This window comes from Streptomyces sp. NPDC005761, assembly GCF_040630635.1.
Taxonomy (GTDB): Bacteria; Actinomycetota; Actinomycetes; order Streptomycetales; family Streptomycetaceae; genus Streptomyces.
This window is the reverse complement of sequence record NZ_JBEXXX010000007.1, coordinates 167,207-184,568: the sequence shown is the minus strand read 5'-3', so window position 1 is coordinate 184,568 and position 17,362 is coordinate 167,207. Positions and strand designations below refer to the sequence as shown.

The 17,362-nt window shown below is 69.7% G+C and carries 16 protein-coding genes and 1 pseudogene; 7 read left to right on the top strand and 10 right to left on the bottom strand.

Annotated features, from left to right (window positions below):
- Positions 1–124 precede the first annotated feature (124 nt).
- Positions 125–1,150 (bottom strand): ATP-dependent 6-phosphofructokinase, encoded by a 1,026-nt coding sequence (locus tag ABZ434_RS09845; RefSeq protein ID WP_359133589.1) that lies wholly within the window; start codon positions 1,148–1,150, stop codon positions 125–127.
- Positions 1,151–1,461: 311 nt separating this feature from the next.
- On the opposite strand from ABZ434_RS09845, the gene pta reads away from it, so the two are divergent.
- The 3 genes from pta to pyk all read left to right on the top strand — a co-directional run bounded on the left by pta (position 1,462) and on the right by pyk (position 6,286).
- The gene (gene pta, locus ABZ434_RS09840; protein WP_359133586.1) at positions 1,462–3,534 is read left to right on the top strand and encodes a phosphate acetyltransferase; all 2,073 of its coding nucleotides are present in this window, start codon (positions 1,462–1,464) and stop codon (positions 3,532–3,534) included.
- An 8-nt stretch (positions 3,535–3,542) separates the two neighbouring features.
- The gene (locus ABZ434_RS09835) at positions 3,543–4,781 is read left to right on the top strand and encodes an acetate kinase (protein ID WP_359133583.1); all 1,239 of its coding nucleotides are present in this window, start codon (positions 3,543–3,545) and stop codon (positions 4,779–4,781) included.
- A 74-nt stretch (positions 4,782–4,855) separates the two neighbouring features.
- A complete protein-coding gene (gene pyk / locus ABZ434_RS09830) occupies positions 4,856–6,286 on the top strand; it encodes a pyruvate kinase (RefSeq protein ID WP_359133580.1) in 1,431 nt (476 codons plus the stop codon).
- Positions 6,287–6,377: 91 nt separating this feature from the next.
- Here the strand turns inward: pyk and ABZ434_RS09825 are convergent, their stop codons facing one another.
- The 4 genes from ABZ434_RS09825 to ABZ434_RS09810 all read right to left on the bottom strand — a co-directional run bounded on the left by ABZ434_RS09825 (position 6,378) and on the right by ABZ434_RS09810 (position 10,606).
- Positions 6,378–7,679, bottom strand: a complete 1,302-nt coding sequence (locus ABZ434_RS09825; RefSeq protein ID WP_359133577.1) for a hypothetical protein — start codon at positions 7,677–7,679, stop codon at positions 6,378–6,380.
- Positions 7,669–8,283, bottom strand: coding sequence for a DUF6114 domain-containing protein (locus tag ABZ434_RS09820; protein WP_359133574.1), 615 nt, complete (start codon positions 8,281–8,283; stop codon positions 7,669–7,671). Before ABZ434_RS09820 ends, ABZ434_RS09825 begins: the two co-directional genes overlap by 11 nt.
- Before the next feature lie 98 nt (positions 8,284–8,381).
- Complete coding sequence (locus ABZ434_RS09815; RefSeq protein ID WP_148020776.1) at positions 8,382–9,029, bottom strand: DUF6230 family protein; 648 nt, start codon at positions 9,027–9,029, stop codon at positions 8,382–8,384.
- Between the two features lie 599 nt (positions 9,030–9,628).
- Positions 9,629–10,606: a tetratricopeptide repeat protein gene (locus ABZ434_RS09810; RefSeq protein WP_359133570.1), complete on the bottom strand. Its 978-nt coding sequence runs from the start codon at positions 10,604–10,606 to the stop codon at positions 9,629–9,631.
- Positions 10,607–10,923: 317 nt separating this feature from the next.
- Between ABZ434_RS09810 and ABZ434_RS09805 the strand changes: the two genes are divergently transcribed.
- Complete coding sequence (locus tag ABZ434_RS09805) at positions 10,924–11,553, top strand: TetR/AcrR family transcriptional regulator (protein WP_359133565.1); 630 nt, start codon at positions 10,924–10,926, stop codon at positions 11,551–11,553.
- Between the two features lie 36 nt (positions 11,554–11,589).
- Here the strand turns inward: ABZ434_RS09805 and ABZ434_RS09800 are convergent, their stop codons facing one another.
- The 5 genes from ABZ434_RS09800 to ABZ434_RS09780 all read right to left on the bottom strand — a co-directional run bounded on the left by ABZ434_RS09800 (position 11,590) and on the right by ABZ434_RS09780 (position 15,050).
- Positions 11,590–13,290, bottom strand: coding sequence for a methylmalonyl-CoA mutase family protein (locus tag ABZ434_RS09800; RefSeq protein ID WP_359133562.1), 1,701 nt, complete (start codon positions 13,288–13,290; stop codon positions 11,590–11,592).
- Positions 13,291–13,364: 74 nt separating this feature from the next.
- Entirely contained in the window at positions 13,365–13,697 is a 333-nt protein-coding gene (locus tag ABZ434_RS09795) for a DUF3817 domain-containing protein (RefSeq protein ID WP_359133559.1), read from the bottom strand.
- Positions 13,698–13,762: 65 nt separating this feature from the next.
- Positions 13,763–14,272, bottom strand: a complete 510-nt coding sequence (locus ABZ434_RS09790; RefSeq protein WP_359133555.1) for a MarR family transcriptional regulator — start codon at positions 14,270–14,272, stop codon at positions 13,763–13,765.
- Between the two features lie 137 nt (positions 14,273–14,409).
- The gene (locus ABZ434_RS09785; RefSeq protein WP_014048385.1) at positions 14,410–14,703 is read right to left on the bottom strand and encodes an MTH1187 family thiamine-binding protein; all 294 of its coding nucleotides are present in this window, start codon (positions 14,701–14,703) and stop codon (positions 14,410–14,412) included.
- Positions 14,700–15,050: a DUF3817 domain-containing protein gene (locus ABZ434_RS09780; protein ID WP_359133552.1), complete on the bottom strand. Its 351-nt coding sequence runs from the start codon at positions 15,048–15,050 to the stop codon at positions 14,700–14,702. The genes ABZ434_RS09785 and ABZ434_RS09780 overlap by 4 nt, the downstream gene beginning before the upstream one ends.
- A gap of 257 nt (positions 15,051–15,307) precedes the next feature.
- Between ABZ434_RS09780 and ABZ434_RS09775 the strand changes: the two genes are divergently transcribed.
- The 3 genes and pseudogenes from ABZ434_RS09775 to ABZ434_RS09765 all read left to right on the top strand — a co-directional run bounded on the left by ABZ434_RS09775 (position 15,308) and on the right by ABZ434_RS09765 (position 17,343).
- Complete coding sequence (locus ABZ434_RS09775) at positions 15,308–15,940, top strand: AIM24 family protein (RefSeq protein ID WP_359133716.1); 633 nt, start codon at positions 15,308–15,310, stop codon at positions 15,938–15,940.
- Positions 15,940–16,590: an AIM24 family protein gene (locus ABZ434_RS09770; RefSeq protein ID WP_359133550.1), complete on the top strand. Its 651-nt coding sequence runs from the start codon at positions 15,940–15,942 to the stop codon at positions 16,588–16,590. The genes ABZ434_RS09775 and ABZ434_RS09770 overlap by 1 nt, the downstream gene beginning before the upstream one ends.
- Positions 16,587–17,343 (top strand): annotated as a pseudogene (locus tag ABZ434_RS09765) (AIM24 family protein). Before ABZ434_RS09770 ends, ABZ434_RS09765 begins: the two are co-directional and overlap by 4 nt.
- The last annotated feature ends 19 nt before the right edge of the window (positions 17,344–17,362 follow it).

Below are 17,362 nucleotides of genomic sequence, written 5' to 3'. Positions count from 1 at the left end.
AGCCGCTCCACGTCTGCCACGGGGCCCGGCGGATCCCGCCCCTCGCGGGACGGGCCCCGGTCGCCAGGGGCGGCCGGGGCGGCCGGGGCGGCCCGCCGGGTCACCCCACCGCGCCGGTGCCGGCTCAGAAGACCGACTCGGCCTCGTGCATCCGGTCCAGGGGCACGGTCTTGAGCTGAGTGACCGCGTGGGCCAGCGGCACCATCTGGATGTCGTTGCCGCGCAGGGCCGTCATGTTCCCGAAGTCGCCCCGGTGGGCCGCCTCCACCGCGTGCCAGCCGAAGCGGGTGGCGAGCACCCGGTCGTACGCGGTCGGGGTGCCACCGCGCTGCACGTGGCCCAGGATGACGGGGCGGGCCTCCTTGCCGAGCCGGGTCTCCAGTTCGACGGCCAGGCGGTTGCCGATGCCCTGGAAGCGCTCGTGGCCGAACTGGTCGATGGCGCCCTTGGCGTACGGCATGGAGCCCTCGGCCGGGTGCGCGCCCTCGGCGACGCAGATGACCGCGAACTTCTTTCCGCGCGCGAAGCGCTCCTCGACCATCTTGACCAGGTCCTCGACCTGGAACTTCCGCTCGGGCAGGCAGATGCCGTGCGCACCGCCGGCCATGCCGGACTCCAGCGCGATCCACCCCGCGTGGCGGCCCATCACCTCGACGACCATGACGCGCTGGTGGGACTCGGCGGTGGTCTTCAGGCGGTCTATGGCCTCGGTGGCGACGCCCACCGCGGTGTCGAAGCCGAAGGTGCGGTCGGTGGCGGAGATGTCGTTGTCGATGGTCTTCGGAACGCCGACGACGGGCATACCGGCGTCGGACAGCATCCGGGCAGCCGTGAGGGTGCCCTCGCCACCGATCGGGATCAGTGCGTCCATGCCGTAACGGCGGCTCAGTTCGGCGCAGTTCTCGGCGGCTTCGCGCAGCCGGTCGCGCTCCAGGCGGGCCGAGCCGAGAATGGTGCCGCCGCGGGCGAGGATGCCGCTCACCGCGTTGAGATCCAAGGGCCGGAAGTGCCCGTCGAGGAGGCCCTTGAACCCGTCCTCGAACCCGATGACCTCATCACCGTGACCCACCACGGCACGGTGCACGACCGACCGGATCACTGCGTTCAGGCCTGGGCAGTCGCCGCCTGCGGTGAGAACTCCGATGCGCATCGTGCGGTATCTCCTGTTCGCTGGATCCTCGTCCGCCGGACGGGCCGTGGGGCCCGTCCTGTGCTGTGCGGAACGGGGCAACGGCGTCATCCCCCGTACCGTGAGTCACGAGGATTGTCCCACGTCAGGTCCGTACCTCGCGCTTTCGGCTGCTCCATGGGCTGCCGGACCGGCTGCGGCGGTGGCCACGACGGCTGCGACCAGGGGCTTTCGTCCGGCGGGCGGCCTTTCGGTCCCCGCAGGTATCGTCAAACAGGCGATACCACCCGAACCGGACAACATACCGGACAAGAGATGACGGGAGAGCACGCGTGACGCGCAGCGTGTACGTGACCGGGATCGACCGGGGAGACGGCCGCCAGGTCGTCGACCTGGGAGTCATGGAGCTCCTGACGCGTCAGGTGGACCGGGTCGGGGTCTTCCGGCCCCTGGTCCACGACGACCCCGACCGGCTCTTCGAACTGCTGCGGGCCCGCTACCGGCTCTCGCAGGACCCGGGGACCGTCTACGGCCTCGACTACCACCAGGCCTCCGCGATCCAGGCGGAACAGGGTACGGACGAGCTGGTCTCCCGGCTCGTCGAGCGCTTCCACCGGGTGGCCGCCGCGTACGAGGTGGTACTGGTCCTCGGCACCGACTTCGCCGCCACGCAGCTCCCCGACGAGCTGGCCCTGAACGCCCGCCTCGCCAACGAGTTCGGCGCCTCGGTGATCGCGGTGGTGGGCGGCCAGGACCAGGACGCGGAGTCCGTACGGGCCGAGACCCGGAACGCCTACCGCGCGTACGCCGGTCTCGGCTGCGACGTCCTCGCCATGATCGTGAACCGGGTCGCCTCCGCGGACCGCGACGTCATCGCGGAGCGGCTCTCGGCCACGCTGCCGGTGCCCTGCTCGGTACTGCCCGACGACCCGGCGCTCTCCGCGCCGACGGTCGCGCAGATCACCGCGGCGCTGGACGGCACGGTGCTGCTCGGCGACGACGCGGGTCTTGCGCGGGACGCGCTGGACTTCGTGTTCGGCGGCGCGATGCTGCCGAACCTGCTGAAGGCGCTGACGCCGGGCTGCATGGTGGTGACGCCCGGGGACCGCTCCGACCTGGTGGTCGGCTCGCTCGCCGCGCACAGCGCCGGGACGCCCCCCATCGCGGGCGTGCTGCTGACGCTGAACGAGCGGCCGGGCGAGGAGATACTCAAGCTGGCCGCGCGGCTCGCACCGGGCACCCCGGTCGTCTCGGTGGCCGGTGGCTCCTTCCCCACGGCCGGGGAGCTCTTCGCCCTGGAGGGCAAGCTGAACGCGGCGACGCCGCGCAAGGCCGAGACAGCACTCGGGCTCTTCGAGCGACATGTCGACACGACCGCACTCCTCGACCGGATCTCGGTCGCCCGCAGCGGCCGGGTCACGCCCATGATGTTCGAGCACGAACTGCTGGAGCAGGCCCGCGCGGACCGCCGCCGGGTGGTGCTGCCGGAGGGCACGGAGGAGCGGGTGCTGCGCGCCGCCGACGTGCTGATGCGGCGCGACGTCTGCGACCTCACGCTGCTCGGAGACCCCGACGTCATCCGCAAGAAGGCCGCCGACCTCGGCATCGACCTGGCCGGCACCCAGTTGATCGACCCGCAGACCTCCGAGCTGCGCCAGGCCTTCGCCGAGCGGTACGCACAGCTGCGCGCCCACCGCGGGGTGACGGTCGAGCTCGCGCACGACGTCGTCTCGGACGTCAACTACTTCGGCACCCTGATGGTCCAGGAAGGACTCGCGGACGGCATGGTCTCCGGCGCCGTGCACTCCACGGCGGCGACGATCCGGCCGGCCTTCGAGATCATCAAGACCAAGCCCGACGCTTCGATCGTCTCGTCCGTCTTCTTCATGTGCCTCGCCGACAAGGTCCTGGTGTACGGCGACTGCGCGGTCAACCCGGATCCGGACGCGGAGCAGCTCGCGGACATCGCCGTGCAGTCCGCGGTCACCGCCGCCCGCTTCGGCGTGGAGCCCCGCATCGCGATGCTCTCGTACTCGACCGGGACCTCGGGCTCGGGCGCCGACGTCGACAAGGTCCGCGAGGCGACGGACCGGGTGCGCACGAACCGCCCGGACCTGATGATCGAGGGCCCCATCCAGTACGACGCCGCGGTGGAGCCGAGCGTCGCGGCGACGAAGCTGCCCGGTTCCGAGGTGGCGGGCCAGGCGACGGTGCTGATCTTCCCGGACCTGAACACCGGCAACAACACGTACAAGGCCGTGCAGCGCTCGGCGGGCGCGGTGGCGGTCGGCCCGGTCCTCCAGGGCCTGCGCAAGCCCGTCAACGATCTGTCCCGGGGCGCGCTCGTCCAGGACATCGTCAATACCGTGGCCATTACGGCGATCCAGGCACAGGGCGAGGAGTGACCCGCGACATGACCACCACCGACGGTGCCGCAGCAGGCAAGGGGGCGAGCCGGGTGCTCGTCCTCAACTCCGGCTCCTCCTCCGTGAAGTACCAGCTCCTCGACATGCGTGACCACACCCGGCTCGCGTCGGGTCTGGTGGAGCGGATCGGCGAGGAGACGTCACGGCTCGTCCACACCCCGCTGGCCGGCGGCGGTGGCGAGAGCCGGGAGCGCAACGGCCGGATCCCCGACCACGAGGCGGCACTCGAGGCGGCCGCCGAGGAGCTCGCCGCCGACGGGCTCGGGCTGGACTCCCCCGAACTCGCCGCCATCGGCCACCGGGTGGTCCATGGCGGGCTGCGGTTCACCGAGCCGACCGTGATCACGGACGAGGTGCTCAAGGAGATCGAGCGCCTGGTGCCGGTGGCGCCGCTGCACAACCCGGCGAACATCACCGGTATCCGCACCGCCCGGGCGCTGCGCCCCGACCTGCCGCAGGTCGCGGTCTTCGACACGGCGTTCCACACGACGATGCCGGAGTACGCGGCCCGGTACGCGATCGACGTGGAGACGGCCGACGCCCACCGGATCCGTCGCTACGGATTCCACGGCACCTCGCACGCGTACGTCTCCCGCAGGACGGCCGAACTGCTGGGCAGCGCCCCCGAGGACGTCAACGTCATCGTGCTGCACCTGGGCAACGGCGCCTCGGCCTCGGCGGTGGCGGGCGGCCGGTGCGTGGAGACCTCGATGGGACTGACCCCCTTGGAAGGGCTGGTCATGGGTACGCGCTCCGGAGACATCGATCCGGCGGTCACCTTCCACCTCAAGCGGGTGGCGGGCATGTCGGCCGACGAGATCGATGTACTTCTCAACAAGAAGAGCGGTCTGGTCGGCCTCTGCGGCGACAACGACATGCGGGAGATCAGGCGTCGGGTGGACGAGGGGGACGAGCGGGCCGCGCTCGCCTTCGACATCTACGTGCACCGGCTGAAGAAGTACATCGGCGCCTATTCGGCCGTCCTCGGGCGGGTGGACGCCGTCGTGTTCACGGCCGGGGTCGGTGAGAACTCGGCCCCTGTACGCGAGGCTGCGATCGCCGGCCTGGAGGAGCTCGGGCTGGTGGTGGACGCGGATCTCAACGCCGTACGGTCCGGCGAACCCCGGCTGATCTCGCCGAACTACGCACGGGTCGCGGTCGCCGTGGTGCCGACGGACGAAGAGCTGGAGATCGCCGGCCAGACCTTCGCACTGGTCGACAACTGAGCACCCCCGCGCCCCTTTGTATCTTCCACCAGACGGAATATTCCGCAGCGAAACAAACCGATAGGATCCGCCTCATGCGCCGTTCCAAAATCGTCTGCACCCTCGGTCCCGCCGTCGACTCCCATGAGCAGCTCGTCGCTCTGATCGAGGCCGGCATGAGCGTGGCCCGATTCAACTTCAGTCACGGTTCCCACGCGGAGCACCAGGGTCGTTACGACCGGGTCCGCAAGGCCGCCGCCGAGACCGGGCGGGCGGTCGGCGTGCTCGCCGACCTCCAGGGCCCGAAGATCCGCCTCGCGAAGTTCGCCGAGGGCCCGGTCGAGCTGGTCCGCGGGGACGAGTTCGTCATCACCGCCGAGGACGTCCCCGGGGACAAGTCGATCTGCGGCACGACCTACAAGGGTCTGCCCGGCGACGTCACCAAGGGCGACCCGATCCTGATCAACGACGGCAACGTCGAGCTGAAGGTCGTCTCCGTGGACGGCCCCCGCGTCCACACCATCGTCATCGAGGGCGGGGTGATCTCCGACCACAAGGGGATCAACCTGCCGGGTGCGGCGGTCAACGTCCCGGCCCTGTCCGAGAAGGACATCGACGACCTGCGCTTCGCCCTGCAGATGGGCTGCGACCTGGTCGCGCTCTCCTTCGTGCGGGACGCGAGCGACGTCAAGGACGTCCACAAGATCATGGACGAGGAGGGCCGCCGGGTCCCCGTCATCGCCAAGGTCGAGAAGCCGCAGGCCGTGGAGAACATGGAGGGCGTCGTCGCGGCGTTCGACGGCGTGATGGTCGCCCGCGGTGACCTCGCCGTCGAGTATCCGCTGGAGAAGGTCCCGATGGTGCAGAAGCGCCTGGTGGAGCTCTGCCGGCGCAACGCCAAGCCGGTGATCGTGGCGACCCAGATGATGGAGTCGATGATCACCAACTCGCGCCCGACCCGCGCCGAGGCGTCCGACGTCGCCAACGCGATCCTGGACGGCGCGGACGCGGTCATGCTCTCCGCCGAGTCCTCGGTGGGCGCGTACCCGATCGAGACGGTCAAGACGATGTCGAAGATCGTCGTCGCCGCCGAGGAGGAGCTGCTCTCCAAGGGCCTCCAGCCGCTGGTTCCGGGCAAGAAGCCCCGCACCCAGGGCGGTTCGGTGGCCCGTGCGGCCTGCGAGATCGCGGACTTCCTGAACGGTGAGGCCCTGGTCGCCTTCACCAAGTCCGGCGACACCGCCCGCCGCCTGTCCCGCTACCGCGCGGCCCAGCCCATCCTCGCCTTCACCACGGACGAGTCCACCCGCAACCAGCTGGCCCTCAGCTGGGGCGTCGAGGCCTACGTGGTCCCGCACGTGGACAACACCGACGCGATGGTGGACCTGGTCGACGCGGAGCTGCTGAAGCTGAACCGCTACAGCAACGGCGACACGATGGTCATCACGGCCGGCTCGCCTCCCGGCATCCCCGGTACGACCAACATGGTGCGCGTGCACCAGGTGGGCGGCCAGGGCCGCGGCTGACGGCCTCCGCCGCAGACATGACTGTGGGCCGCACCCCGGGAGGGGGCGCGGCCCACGGCCGTTGTGCGGCTCCCGGACGGGTCCGGTCGGCTCAGCTGTCCTGCGTGAAGTAGTTCTGCAGACCCGGCACCGTCAGCGTCCCGCCGAACTGGCCCGCCTGCTTGAGCTTCACGTTGGTGAAGAACGCGAACGGCACGTTCAGCGGCGGCGGCGTCTCCGGGCTGAAGGTGATCGGGATGAGGCCGAAGAGGTTGCCCTTCAGCTCGTCCGTGTACATCGTCACCTCGCCGTCACGGATGGTGGACGTGGAGCCCTTCCGCGCCTTCACATGCCCGGTCACGCCCGCCTGCGGGCCGACCGTCAGCTGGTGGAGGTCCTTGATGTCGATGGACGAGGCGGTGAACTTCAGCACCTTCTTCGTGCTGCCGTCGCCCTTCTCCACCTCGACGATGCCCTTGTAGTCGAGCCCGGCCAGCGTCAGCAGCGAACTCTCCAGGACCCACGGCTCGTTCGGGAGGCGGGGGATGCCCTGCTCCAGATCGGCCGCGGCCAGGGCCTCCGGGTCGGCGGTCGGACACGGGAAGGCGGGCTTGGCGCCGTCCGGGATGTCCTCGTCCGCCTTCGGGTCGAGACCCTTGACGTCCTCTTCCAGCTCCTCGACCGGCTTGCCGGCCTTGTCCGCCGCGTCGCGGATGGCTTCGGTGGTCTTGTCGACCGTGTCCTTCGCCGCGTCCGTGACCTTCTCGACGGGCTTGTCGGCGGCCTTCTCCGTGGGCTCCGCGGTGGCGGACTCCGTGGGCTCCGGGGTCGCCGTGGTGGCGCTGGGGGACGGGCTCGCCGTCTCCGTGTCGGGCCCGTCGAAGAGGTCCTTGAGCGCGTCGCCGACGCCCAGCGGGTCGAGCGGATTCGTCGACTCCGTGGCGGAGGGGCTCGGGCTCGTCTTCGCGGCCGGGGCGTCGGCGCTCGTCTTGGCCGAATCGGTCGTCGCCTCGTCCGTCGCGCTCTCCGACGCCGACGGGGTGGCCGTGGGCTTCGGGGTCGCCTCGTCGCTCGTCTCCGGCGCGGGCTTGCTGCTCTCGGAGGCCGACGGGGACGGCGTCTTCGACGCCGAGGGCGACGGCTCCGCCGACTCGCTCGGCTCGTCGGAGCGGGTCACACAGGGGCCGGGGGCGAACGGGATGTCCGTGTTGTCGTCGGCCATCGCGAGCTTGGGGGTGAGCCCCATCCCGACGAAGACGGCCGTGGGCATCGCGGCGAGCGCGAACGCCTTCTTGCCGGAGGGCATGTGCAGCTTCGTCAGCAGCGACTTCCTGGGAGCGGCGTGACGCGGCCCTCTGCTTTCCTGGAGCCCGCCCTCCTCAAGGGCGTTCACCTGCCTGTCGTCACCCCGCACGATGCCTCCCGCCGTCGGCCTCGACTGTCGTGTCGTACTGCGCCGGCTGCTGCCCCGGGACACCGGTCCCGTGGAACGCGCCCTGGGAGTGGACCGGGGCCTGCCCGTCCATCCCGTACGGGACGGTGTCCGGCGCTTCCGCGCCGAGCAGTTCCGGCTCCTCCTCGCCGAGAAGCCCCTGGGCGGGTACTGCTTGGTCCGTCTTCGGCTCGCCCGGGACCCAGGACACGGAGAGCGCGCCACCGATCAGGGCGAACAGGAAGCCGATGAGGAAGCCGCCGATGTTGGCGACGGGTATGGAGATCAGCGCCAGCAGAATCGAGGCGACACCGGCGAACACCCGGACGATGCTGTGGAACCACATCGTCAGGCCCAGCGTGATCAGCAGGACTCCGATGATGAGCGATCCGGCGCCCGCGGTGGTGGACATGGCCAGCGTCATGTTGCCGAGGTGCATGTTCGCGTACGGGAAGTACGCGATGGGTACACCGCCCAGCATGGTGAACAGGCCCGCCCAGAACGGCCGGTTACCCCGCCAGGTGCGGAAGCTCCGCCGGTAGACGCTGAGGTAGTGCTCGTTCTGCCCTTGGGATTCGGGGCTCATGGAAAACAGCTCCCTGGAACCGGTACTGCTGTGAGAAAGAGAAGGGTGGGTGGCCGGGGGTCCGCTGCGAGGCGTACCCCGGCCACCCGGGCGAGTGCTTAGTAGCACTCCTTGACGCCCTTGTGCAGCTTCAGCGACAGGTCCGGAAGCTTGAACGTCCCGGCCGTGGTGGCCCACGCCTGCTGGCGAACGTCCGACAGCTTGGCCTCGTCGGCGCGCTGCGAGAACCCGTAGGGGTTGGCCTGGGTGCCGGGCTGGATGCCGATGCTCCCGGGCCGGTCCTTCTTCAGCGAACCGGCAGCCACACCGATGTCGATGTTCTTGAACTCGGCGTCGGCGTCGAGCTGCGAGACGTCGAGGTACAGGTCCTTGGCGTAGACCTTGTCCTTGCCGGTGCCGGCGTTCAGCTGCAGCGTGATGCTGCCGAGGCCGAACGGCAGGTCGGGCGTGACGACCGACTGGCACATGTTCGTGATGGTGGCCTCGCTGAACCCGGACACGGCGACCGGAGCCGCCTGGTCCTTGCCCTTGAGGTCCTTGCCCGTCGCGACGCTGCCGTACTGGACGAAGTTCTGTCCGACCAGCTCATCCGCGCTGACCTTGAACTCCTGGCCGGACACGCTGAACGACGCGGCGAGCGCGCCCTGTGCCAGACCGACGCCCACCGCAGCGGTGGCTATGACGCTCGGCACCATGACGACAGCGAAACGCTTCCATCTCGTGCCACCGCGAACCTGGGAACTCATACTTTTCCTCCTTCTCGGACGTACATCTCCGGCCTGGCATCCTGCCCGACCTGGGATGGGAGAAGTGCTACGTCCTCGGGAAGGAGAGCGCCTGCGGACGGAGGCTTGAACCGCGCCCGAATCACCGGCGATCACCCCCGAGCGACAACCACTGGCCACGCGTTCGCGCAACCCGTTCGGACAGGCCCTGCCGGTCAGCAGGAACCCCCCTGTCCGGAATCGGCGCCACTGCCGCCGATCCACTCGGTGGGGACCCAACGGAGCCGCCGCACCGACTGGCAGCCGGAGTGGCGTTATTGGACCGAGCGTGGCCGATCGTGGTCCATTCACGGCCGTGACACAAGGGGGTTCGTTACTCGCTAGTAACGGCGTGATAACCGACCCGCGACCGGGCGGTACCGAGTGGCCACACAGGGTTGCCCCGACCCTGCCGACGAAAGCCACTATTGGTGATCGAAATCGGACAGATCGCAATGATCGATTTACTGCGAGTAACAGGCCGTCCTTTTATCAAGATTTGGTAAAGCGAGGGGCACTCTTGGCGTCGGAACGCGAAAACGGCCGTGACCCCCACCCGGGGCCACGGCCGTGTTGTCAGATCAGAACAAGACGCGCGCGAGTGCGGTACGCGCGGCGCCGACGCGTGGATCGTCGGGGCCGATCACCTCGAAGAGCTCCAGCAGACGGACCCGTACCCGGTCCCGGTCGTCGCCGAAATTGCGGCGGACCGTCTCGACGAGACGCCCGAACGCGTCCTCCACGTGGCCGCCGACCAGATCCAGGTCGGCCGCGGCGATCTGCGCGTCCGCGTCCCCCGGATTCTCGGCGGCGTCCTTGCGGACCTGCTGCGGGTCCATCTTCTGGACCCGGCCCAGAAGTTCCGCCTGCGCGAGGCCCAGTTTGGCCTCGGTGTTGGCCGGGTCGTCGGAGAGGACGTTCCGGTACGCCTGGACGGCGCCGGCGAAGTCATTGGCGTCCAGCGCCTGCGCGGCCGCCTCCAGGAGCGCGTCGTACGGTCCCGCGGGCGCCTCGGGGGCATCGGCGGCCGCTTCCGGGCCCGCAGCGTCACGGTCGACCGCGATACCGGTGAGGCCGAAGCGCTCCTCGCCGACCTGGATCAGCTGGTCCAGCGTCTCCCGGATCTGGGACTCGGGGGCCGCGCCCTGGAAGAGGGGCAGCGCCTGCCCGGCGACGACGGCGAAGACGGCCGGGATGCCCTGGATCCCGAACTGCTGCATCAGCATCTGGTTGGCTTCGACATCGACCTTGGCCAGCACGAACCGGCCGTTGTACTCGTGAGCCAGGCGCTCCAGGAGCGGGCCCAGCTGCTTGCACGGCTCGCACCACTCGGCCCAGAAGTCGATGACGACCGGGACTTCGGCGGAGCGCTGGAGGACGTCGCTCTCGAAGCCCGCCTCATCGACGTCGATCACCAGGGAGGACGGGGGCACGGCTGCGGGGCCGCCCTGCCGGGCGGACTCGGCGCGGGCCTGCTCCGCCTTCACCTTGGCCTCACCGGCCGCCTTCACCGCGGCGAGGTCGACGACGCCGCTCATGGACATGTTCCTAGGCTGCATGCGTACATCCTCCCCCCTCGGCACGCTGTTCCGGAAAGCGATACGGGAACCGCACCCGTCCGCAGTCCCCGCCGGTGTGCGAGGTGCGCGGACAGACGCGGCCCGAGGGCCCCTGAAAGACCCGGTTCGGCGCCCGGTCCCCACCCGGCGCCTGTGGCTGTAGCTCGTTCGCAGCGCCACGACGGCTGGACCGTCGTCCTTACGCTACGACCCGTAGCGTAACTGGCCCCCGCCCTCGATGCACAAGAGTGTTCGGTGATCTGTCTCACGGCTGACGGGGTCGGCCGAAACTAGCTACCGGCGGGTATGGTCGCGGGATGCTGAGCCACAGCCACCCCAAACCCTCACGAACGGGACGTCCGCGCAGTGTCGCGGCCGATGAGGCGATCCTCGAAGCCACCAGAGCCTCGCTGGTCGACCTCGGCTGGTCGAAGCTGACGATGGGTGATGTGGCAACGCGTGCGGGGGTCGCCAAGACGACCCTGTACCGGCGCTGGGCGGGCAAGAACGAACTGGTCGTGGACGCCGTGGCGGTGCTCTTCGACGAGCTGGAACTGCCGGACCTGGGAAGCCTGTCCGCCGATGTGCAGGCCGTCGTGCTGCAGTTCGCCGCGCTCCTGGAGCGGCCGGAGACCCAGACCGCGCTGATGGCGGTGGTCGCGGAGTCGACCCGCGACGAGGCGCTGCGGACCCGGATCCGCGATTCGATCGTGGACCGGCAGAAGCGCCTGGTCCTCCAGGGCCGCCGACGGGCCCAGGAACGCGGGGAACTGCCCGTGGAGCAGGACGAGGCCGCGGCGGCGCTGACCGCCGACCTGATCTTCGATGTGATCGCCGGTGCGGTGGTGCACCGGGCGCTGGTGAGCGCCGAGCCCGTCGACGAGGACTGGGCCCGGCGCTTCACGCTGCTGCTGCTCGCGGGGCTGGGCGCGGCCGCTGCGGGCTGACGGGCCACCGGGGCCCGCCGGACCCTGCCAGGGCCCTCAGAAGCCGGGCGGCTCCGTGTACGTGCCCCACTCGTCCCGCAGGACCCCGCAGATCTCGCCGAGGGTCGCCTCCGCGCGTACGGCGTCGAGCATCGGCGCGATCATGTTGGAGCCGTCGCGTGCGGCGGCCAGCATCCCGTCCAGCGCCTTGGTCACCCTGACGTCGTCGCGGCCCTCCTTGCGGCCGGCGAGCTCACGGACCTGCTCGCGCTCGACCTCGTGGCTGACCCGCAGGATCTCCAGGTCACCGGTGACCGAGCCGTGCGCGACGTTGACGCCGACGACCCGCTTGTCGCCCTTCTCCAGGGACTGCTGGTACCGGAAGGCGGATTCGGCGATCTCGCCGGTGAACCAGCCGTCCTCGATGCCGCGCAGGATGCCGGACGTCATCGGGCCGATCGGGTGCTGCCCGTCGGGGTGGGCGCGGGTGCCGCGTTCCCTGATCTGGTCGAAGATCTTCTCGGCTTCGGCCTCGATACGGTCGGTGAGCTGCTCCACGTACCAGGAACCGCCCAGCGGGTCGGCCACGTTGGCGACGCCGGTCTCCTCCATCAGCACCTGCTGGGTGCGCAGCGCGATCTCGGCGGCCTGCGCGGAGGGGAGCGCGAGGGTCTCGTCCAGGGCGTTGGTGTGCAGGGAGTTGGTGCCGCCGAGCACGGCGGAGAGCGCCTCGACGGCGGTCCGTACGACGTTGTTGTACGGCTGCTGGGCGGTGAGCGAGACGCCGGCGGTCTGGGTGTGGAAGCGGAGCCACTGGGCCTTGTCGGTCCTCGCGCCGTACGTCTCCTTCATCCAGCGGGCCCAGATGCGCCGGGCCGCGCGGAACTTGGCGATCTCCTCGAAGAAGTCGAGGTGCGCGTCGAAGAAGAAGGAGAGGCCGGGGGCGAAGGTGTCGACGTCGAGGCCGCGGGACAGGCCCAGTTCCACGTAGCCGAAGCCGTCGGCGAGGGTGTACGCGAGCTCCTGCGCGGCCGTGGCCCCGGCCTCGCGGATGTGGTAGCCGGAGACGGAGAGCGGCTTGTAGGCGGGGATGTCGCGGGCGCAGTGCTCCATCAGGTCGCCGATGAGGCGCAGGTGGGGCTCGGGCTGGAAGAGCCATTCCTTCTGCGCGATGTACTCCTTGAAGATGTCCGTCTGCAGCGTGCCGTTGAGCACGGCCGGGTCGACGCCCTGGCGCTCGGCGGCGACCAGGTACATGCAGAAGACGGGCACGGCGGGGCCGCTGATCGTCATGGACGTCGTGACGTCGCCGAGCGGGATGTCCTTGAAGAGGACCTCCATGTCTGCGGCGGAGTCGATGGCAACTCCGCAGTGCCCGACCTCGCCGAGCGCGCGGGGGTCGTCGGAGTCCCGGCCCATCAGCGTCGGCATGTCGAAGGCGACGCTCAGCCCGCCGCCGCCCGCGGCGAGGATCATCTTGTAGCGCTCGTTGGTCTGCTCGGCGTTGCCGAAGCCGGCGAACTGGCGGATGGTCCAGGTGCGGCCGCGGTAGCCGGTCGGGTGCAGGCCCCGGGTGAAGGGGTACTCGCCGGGCCAGCCGATCCGCTCGAAGCCCTCGTACGCGTCCCCGGGGCGGGGGCCGTACACGGGATCGACCGGGTCTCCGGAGAGCGTGGTGAAGTCCGCGTCACGCTTGCGGGCCTTGTCGTACCGGGCCTGCCAGCGTTGGCGGCCTTCCTCGATCTCGTCAGCGTCCATGCCACCAATTTACTAGGACGTCCTAGTAAATGTCGATGACAAACCGCCCGGTGCTCGGCACGGGGCGGTTGGGGTCAGGCGTTGGCGGGTGCCGGGGCCGTGTCCGCGATCAGCGGCTCCACCTCGCGGACGACCTTGCGCTCGACGAAGAACGCGGCCGTCGGGATGGTGCCGGAGAGCAGCACCCACGCCAGCTTGCCCATCGGCCACTTCGCCTTGGAGCCCAGGTCGAAGGCGAAGATCAGATAGATGATGTACAGCACGCCGTGGATCTGGGAGACGACGAGGGTCAGGCCTTCACCCTTGTCGAAGCCGTATTTGAAGATCATGCAGACGCAGAGGATCAGCAACATGACGGCGGTGACGTAAGCCATCACCCGATAGCGGGTCAGCACACTGCGTTTCATGCCATCGAGCGTAACCGGCCACCCGGGGCGATCTTGCAGCGGGCCCGGGGCCGGAACGCCGCCTCTCAGATCTCCTCGAAGTCCTGCGCGGCGATGCGCAGCGGGCGCAGGAGCGCGAAGATCTCGGCGCACTCCTCGGCGTCGTACGCCCCGAGCCCGAACTCCATCGCGACCAGGTCCTGGGTGGCCGACTCGACGACCTCGCGGCCCTTGTCGGTGATGGAGGCGAGCGTTCCACGGCCGTCGTTCGGATTGGGGCGCTTGTCGACGAGACCCGAGCGCACCAGCCGGTCCACGGTGTTCGTCACGGACGTGGGGTGGACCATCAGCCGCTCGCCGATCTTGGACATCGGCAGTTCACCGGCCTTGGAGAAGGTGAGCAGCACCAGCGCCTCGTACCGCGCGAAGGTCAGTCCGTACGGCTTGACGACCGCGTCGACCTCGGCCAGCAGGATCTGCTGCGCCCGCATGATCGAGGTGATCGCCCCCATGGAGGGGACCGGGCCCCAGCGCTGCTGCCAGAGCTCGTCGGCGCGGGCGATGGGATCGAAGGGGAGACTGAGGGGCTTCGGCACGGCCACGACCTTACCCATGAGGAACTTTCCGCTCCTCCCCGTCTCGAACTTCGGTCCGAATCCCGAATGGGGGTGGGGATGCGCGAAACCCCCGGCCGGCGATCGGCAGGGGGCTCCGGACGTGCGCGCGGACGGTGTCAGTCCGCGAGGTACCGCTCCACCGTCTCGACCTTCGAGGTCAGGCCGTCGGTGACACCCGGGCGGATATCGGCCTTGAGCACGAGGGAGACCCGTCCGGCGCGCGCCTCGACGGCCGCGACAGCACGCTTCACGACGTCCATCACTTCGTCCCATTCACCTTCGACGGAGGTGAACATCGCGTCCGTACGGTTGGGCAGCCCCGACTCGCGGACGACCCGGACCGCGTCGGCGACGTACTCGCCGACGTCCTCGCCGACACCCAGCGGACTGACGGAGAAGGCGACGATCATGCGCTGACCGTACCTTCCCGGCGGGCCCGCGCGGCGATGACGCCGTCGGCCTCGTAGCGCTTCAGCACCTTGTCGCCGTACAGGCCGCCGAAGGGCAGCACACAGAGCAGGAAGAAGAACGCGACGCGCTTGAGCGGCCACTTGGTCTTGCCCCAGACGTCCAGCAGCAGGACGAGGTAGATCACGAAGAGCACGCCGTGCAGCATGCCGAGCGGCATCATCAGGAAGTCGATGTCGGAGACCCGGCTCAGGACCGAGCCGAAGATGATCAGCGCCGGGAAGGACAGCGCCTCGGGAATCGAGATGAGGCGCAGCCGGTGCAGGGCGGTAGCGGTCTTGATGTCCACGGGGGCACCTTCGGTGGGAGGACGGTGACAGCTTGTGAACGCAGGCACAAGCGGCTCCCATTGTGGCATCGCGGCTCGCGGTGCCCGGCAGCGGGGGCGGGCCCCGGGCCGGTCCCGCACCGCTCGCGCCGGACGGGATACGTCCCGATTGCGTCCGGGTCCCGTACCGGTTGCGTATCAGGGGCGGTTCAGGGGCCGGATCGGGCCGCAGGCCCTGTTCCGGCGGTGGTCCCTGCCGCTACCTTCACCGGGTGGCGATGTTCCGACTCCAAGGCAGCAAGACGCTCGCCGTCGACCTGACCGGCGACGCCGTCAAGGCGAAGAACGGCTCGATGGTCGCGTACGACGGCCGGATGACGTTCAAGAAGATGACCGGCGGCGGTGAGGGCCTGCGCGGCATGGTGACCCGCCGGCTGACCGGTGAGCAGATGTCCGTAATGGAGGTGTCCGGGCAGGGCACGTGCTATTTCGCCGACCGTGCGACGGAGATCAATCTCGTCTCGCTGCACGGCGACAAGCTGTACGTCGAGGCGAGCAATCTGCTCTGCACCGACGCCGGGCTGCGCACCGGCACCACCTTCACCGGGCTGCGCGGCGGCGGGACGGGCAACGGCCTGTTCACCACCACCGTCGAGGGGACCGGCCAGGCGGCGATCATGTCGGACGGCTCGGCGGTGGCCCTTCGGGTGTCCGCCCAGTACCCGCTCTTCGTCGACCCGGGCGCCTACATCGCCCACCAGGGCAACCTCCAGCAGCACTTCCAGTCCGGGGTGAACTTCCGGACGCTGATGGGCGAGGGGTCGGGCGAGTCCTTCCAGATCCGGTTCGAGGGCGAGGGGCTCGTCTACGTCCAGCCCAGCGAGCGGAACACGATCGGGGGCAACGTCTGATGCCGTTCCGCGAGATCAACTCGAAGATGGTCGAGGCGACGGTGATCCCCGGCCAGAGGATGTTCAGCCAGCGCGGCGCGATGCTCGCCTACCGCGGCGAGGTGTCGTTCACGCCGAACATCCAGGGCGGCCAGGGCGGCGTGATGTCGATGATCGGCCGCCGGATGGCGAACGAGGCGACCCCGCTGATGACGGTCGAGGGGAGCGGCACGGTGATGTTCGGCCACGGCGGTCACCACATCCAGGTGATCAACCTGACCGGGGACACCCTGTACGTGGAGGCCGACCGGCTGCTCGCCTTCGACGGGACCCTCCAGCAGGGCACCATGTTCATGGGCTCGCAGGGCGGCGTGATGGGCATGGTGCGGGGCCAGGTGAGCGGGCAGGGCCTCTTCACCACCACGCTCAAGGGCCATGGCGCGGTGGCGGTGATGGCGCACGGCGGGGTCGTCGAGCTGCCGATCACCCCGGGCCGCGCGGTGCACGTGGACCCGCAGGCGTACGTCGCGCACCACGGCGACGTGACCAACAAGCTCTCCACCGCGCTCGGCTGGCGGGAGATGGTGGGGCGCGGTTCCGGCGAGGGGTTCCAGCTGGAGCTCAGCGGCAGTGGTGCGGTGTACGTCCAGGCGTCGGAGGAGAAGCTTTGAGCGGGCCCGTGGTCTTCGATCCGATGACGCTGCCGTCGGACGACAACGTCAACGCGTACACCTTCTGCGTGGAGCTCAAGGGGAGCCAGTGGTTCCTGCAGAAGGGCAAGATGATCGCCTACTACGGGCGGATCGACTTCAACGGCATCGGGCACGGCCGCTTCCAGGGCCTGATCCGTACGAGCTTCCACTCGCCGCTGCACGCGGCCGACTGGGTGGTGGCCGAGGGCAGCGGCAAGATGCTGCTCGCGGACCGGGCCTTCGACGTGAACTCGTACGACCTGGACGACGGCAACCTGACGATCCGGTCCGGCAACCTCCTCGCCTACCAGCCGACGCTGGCGCTGAAGCAGTCGATCGTGCCGGGGTTCCTGACGCTGATCGGCACGGGGAAGTTCGTCGCCGCGTCCAACGGTCCGGTGGTCTTCATGGAGCCGCCGCTGCGGGTCGACCCCCAGGCGCTGGTCGGCTGGGCGGACTGCCCCTCACCGTGCCACCACTACGACCACGGCTACATGGCGGGTGTGCTGGGCGGGCTGCGGGCGTTCACCGGGATCGGGGGAGCCTCGGGCGAGGAGCACCAGTTCGAGTTCGTGGGCGCCGGTACGGTGCTGCTCCAGTCCACCGAGGTACTCATGGCCGAGCGGCCGATGGGGGCCGTGGCGCAGTAGGAGGGGAGCCGGGGGTCAACCTGCGTCCGCACCCCGGATGCCAGGTCGGGCGGGGGACCTCCGGCCTCGCTCCGGTTGGTGAGCGGTAGTCTGCGGAGTGT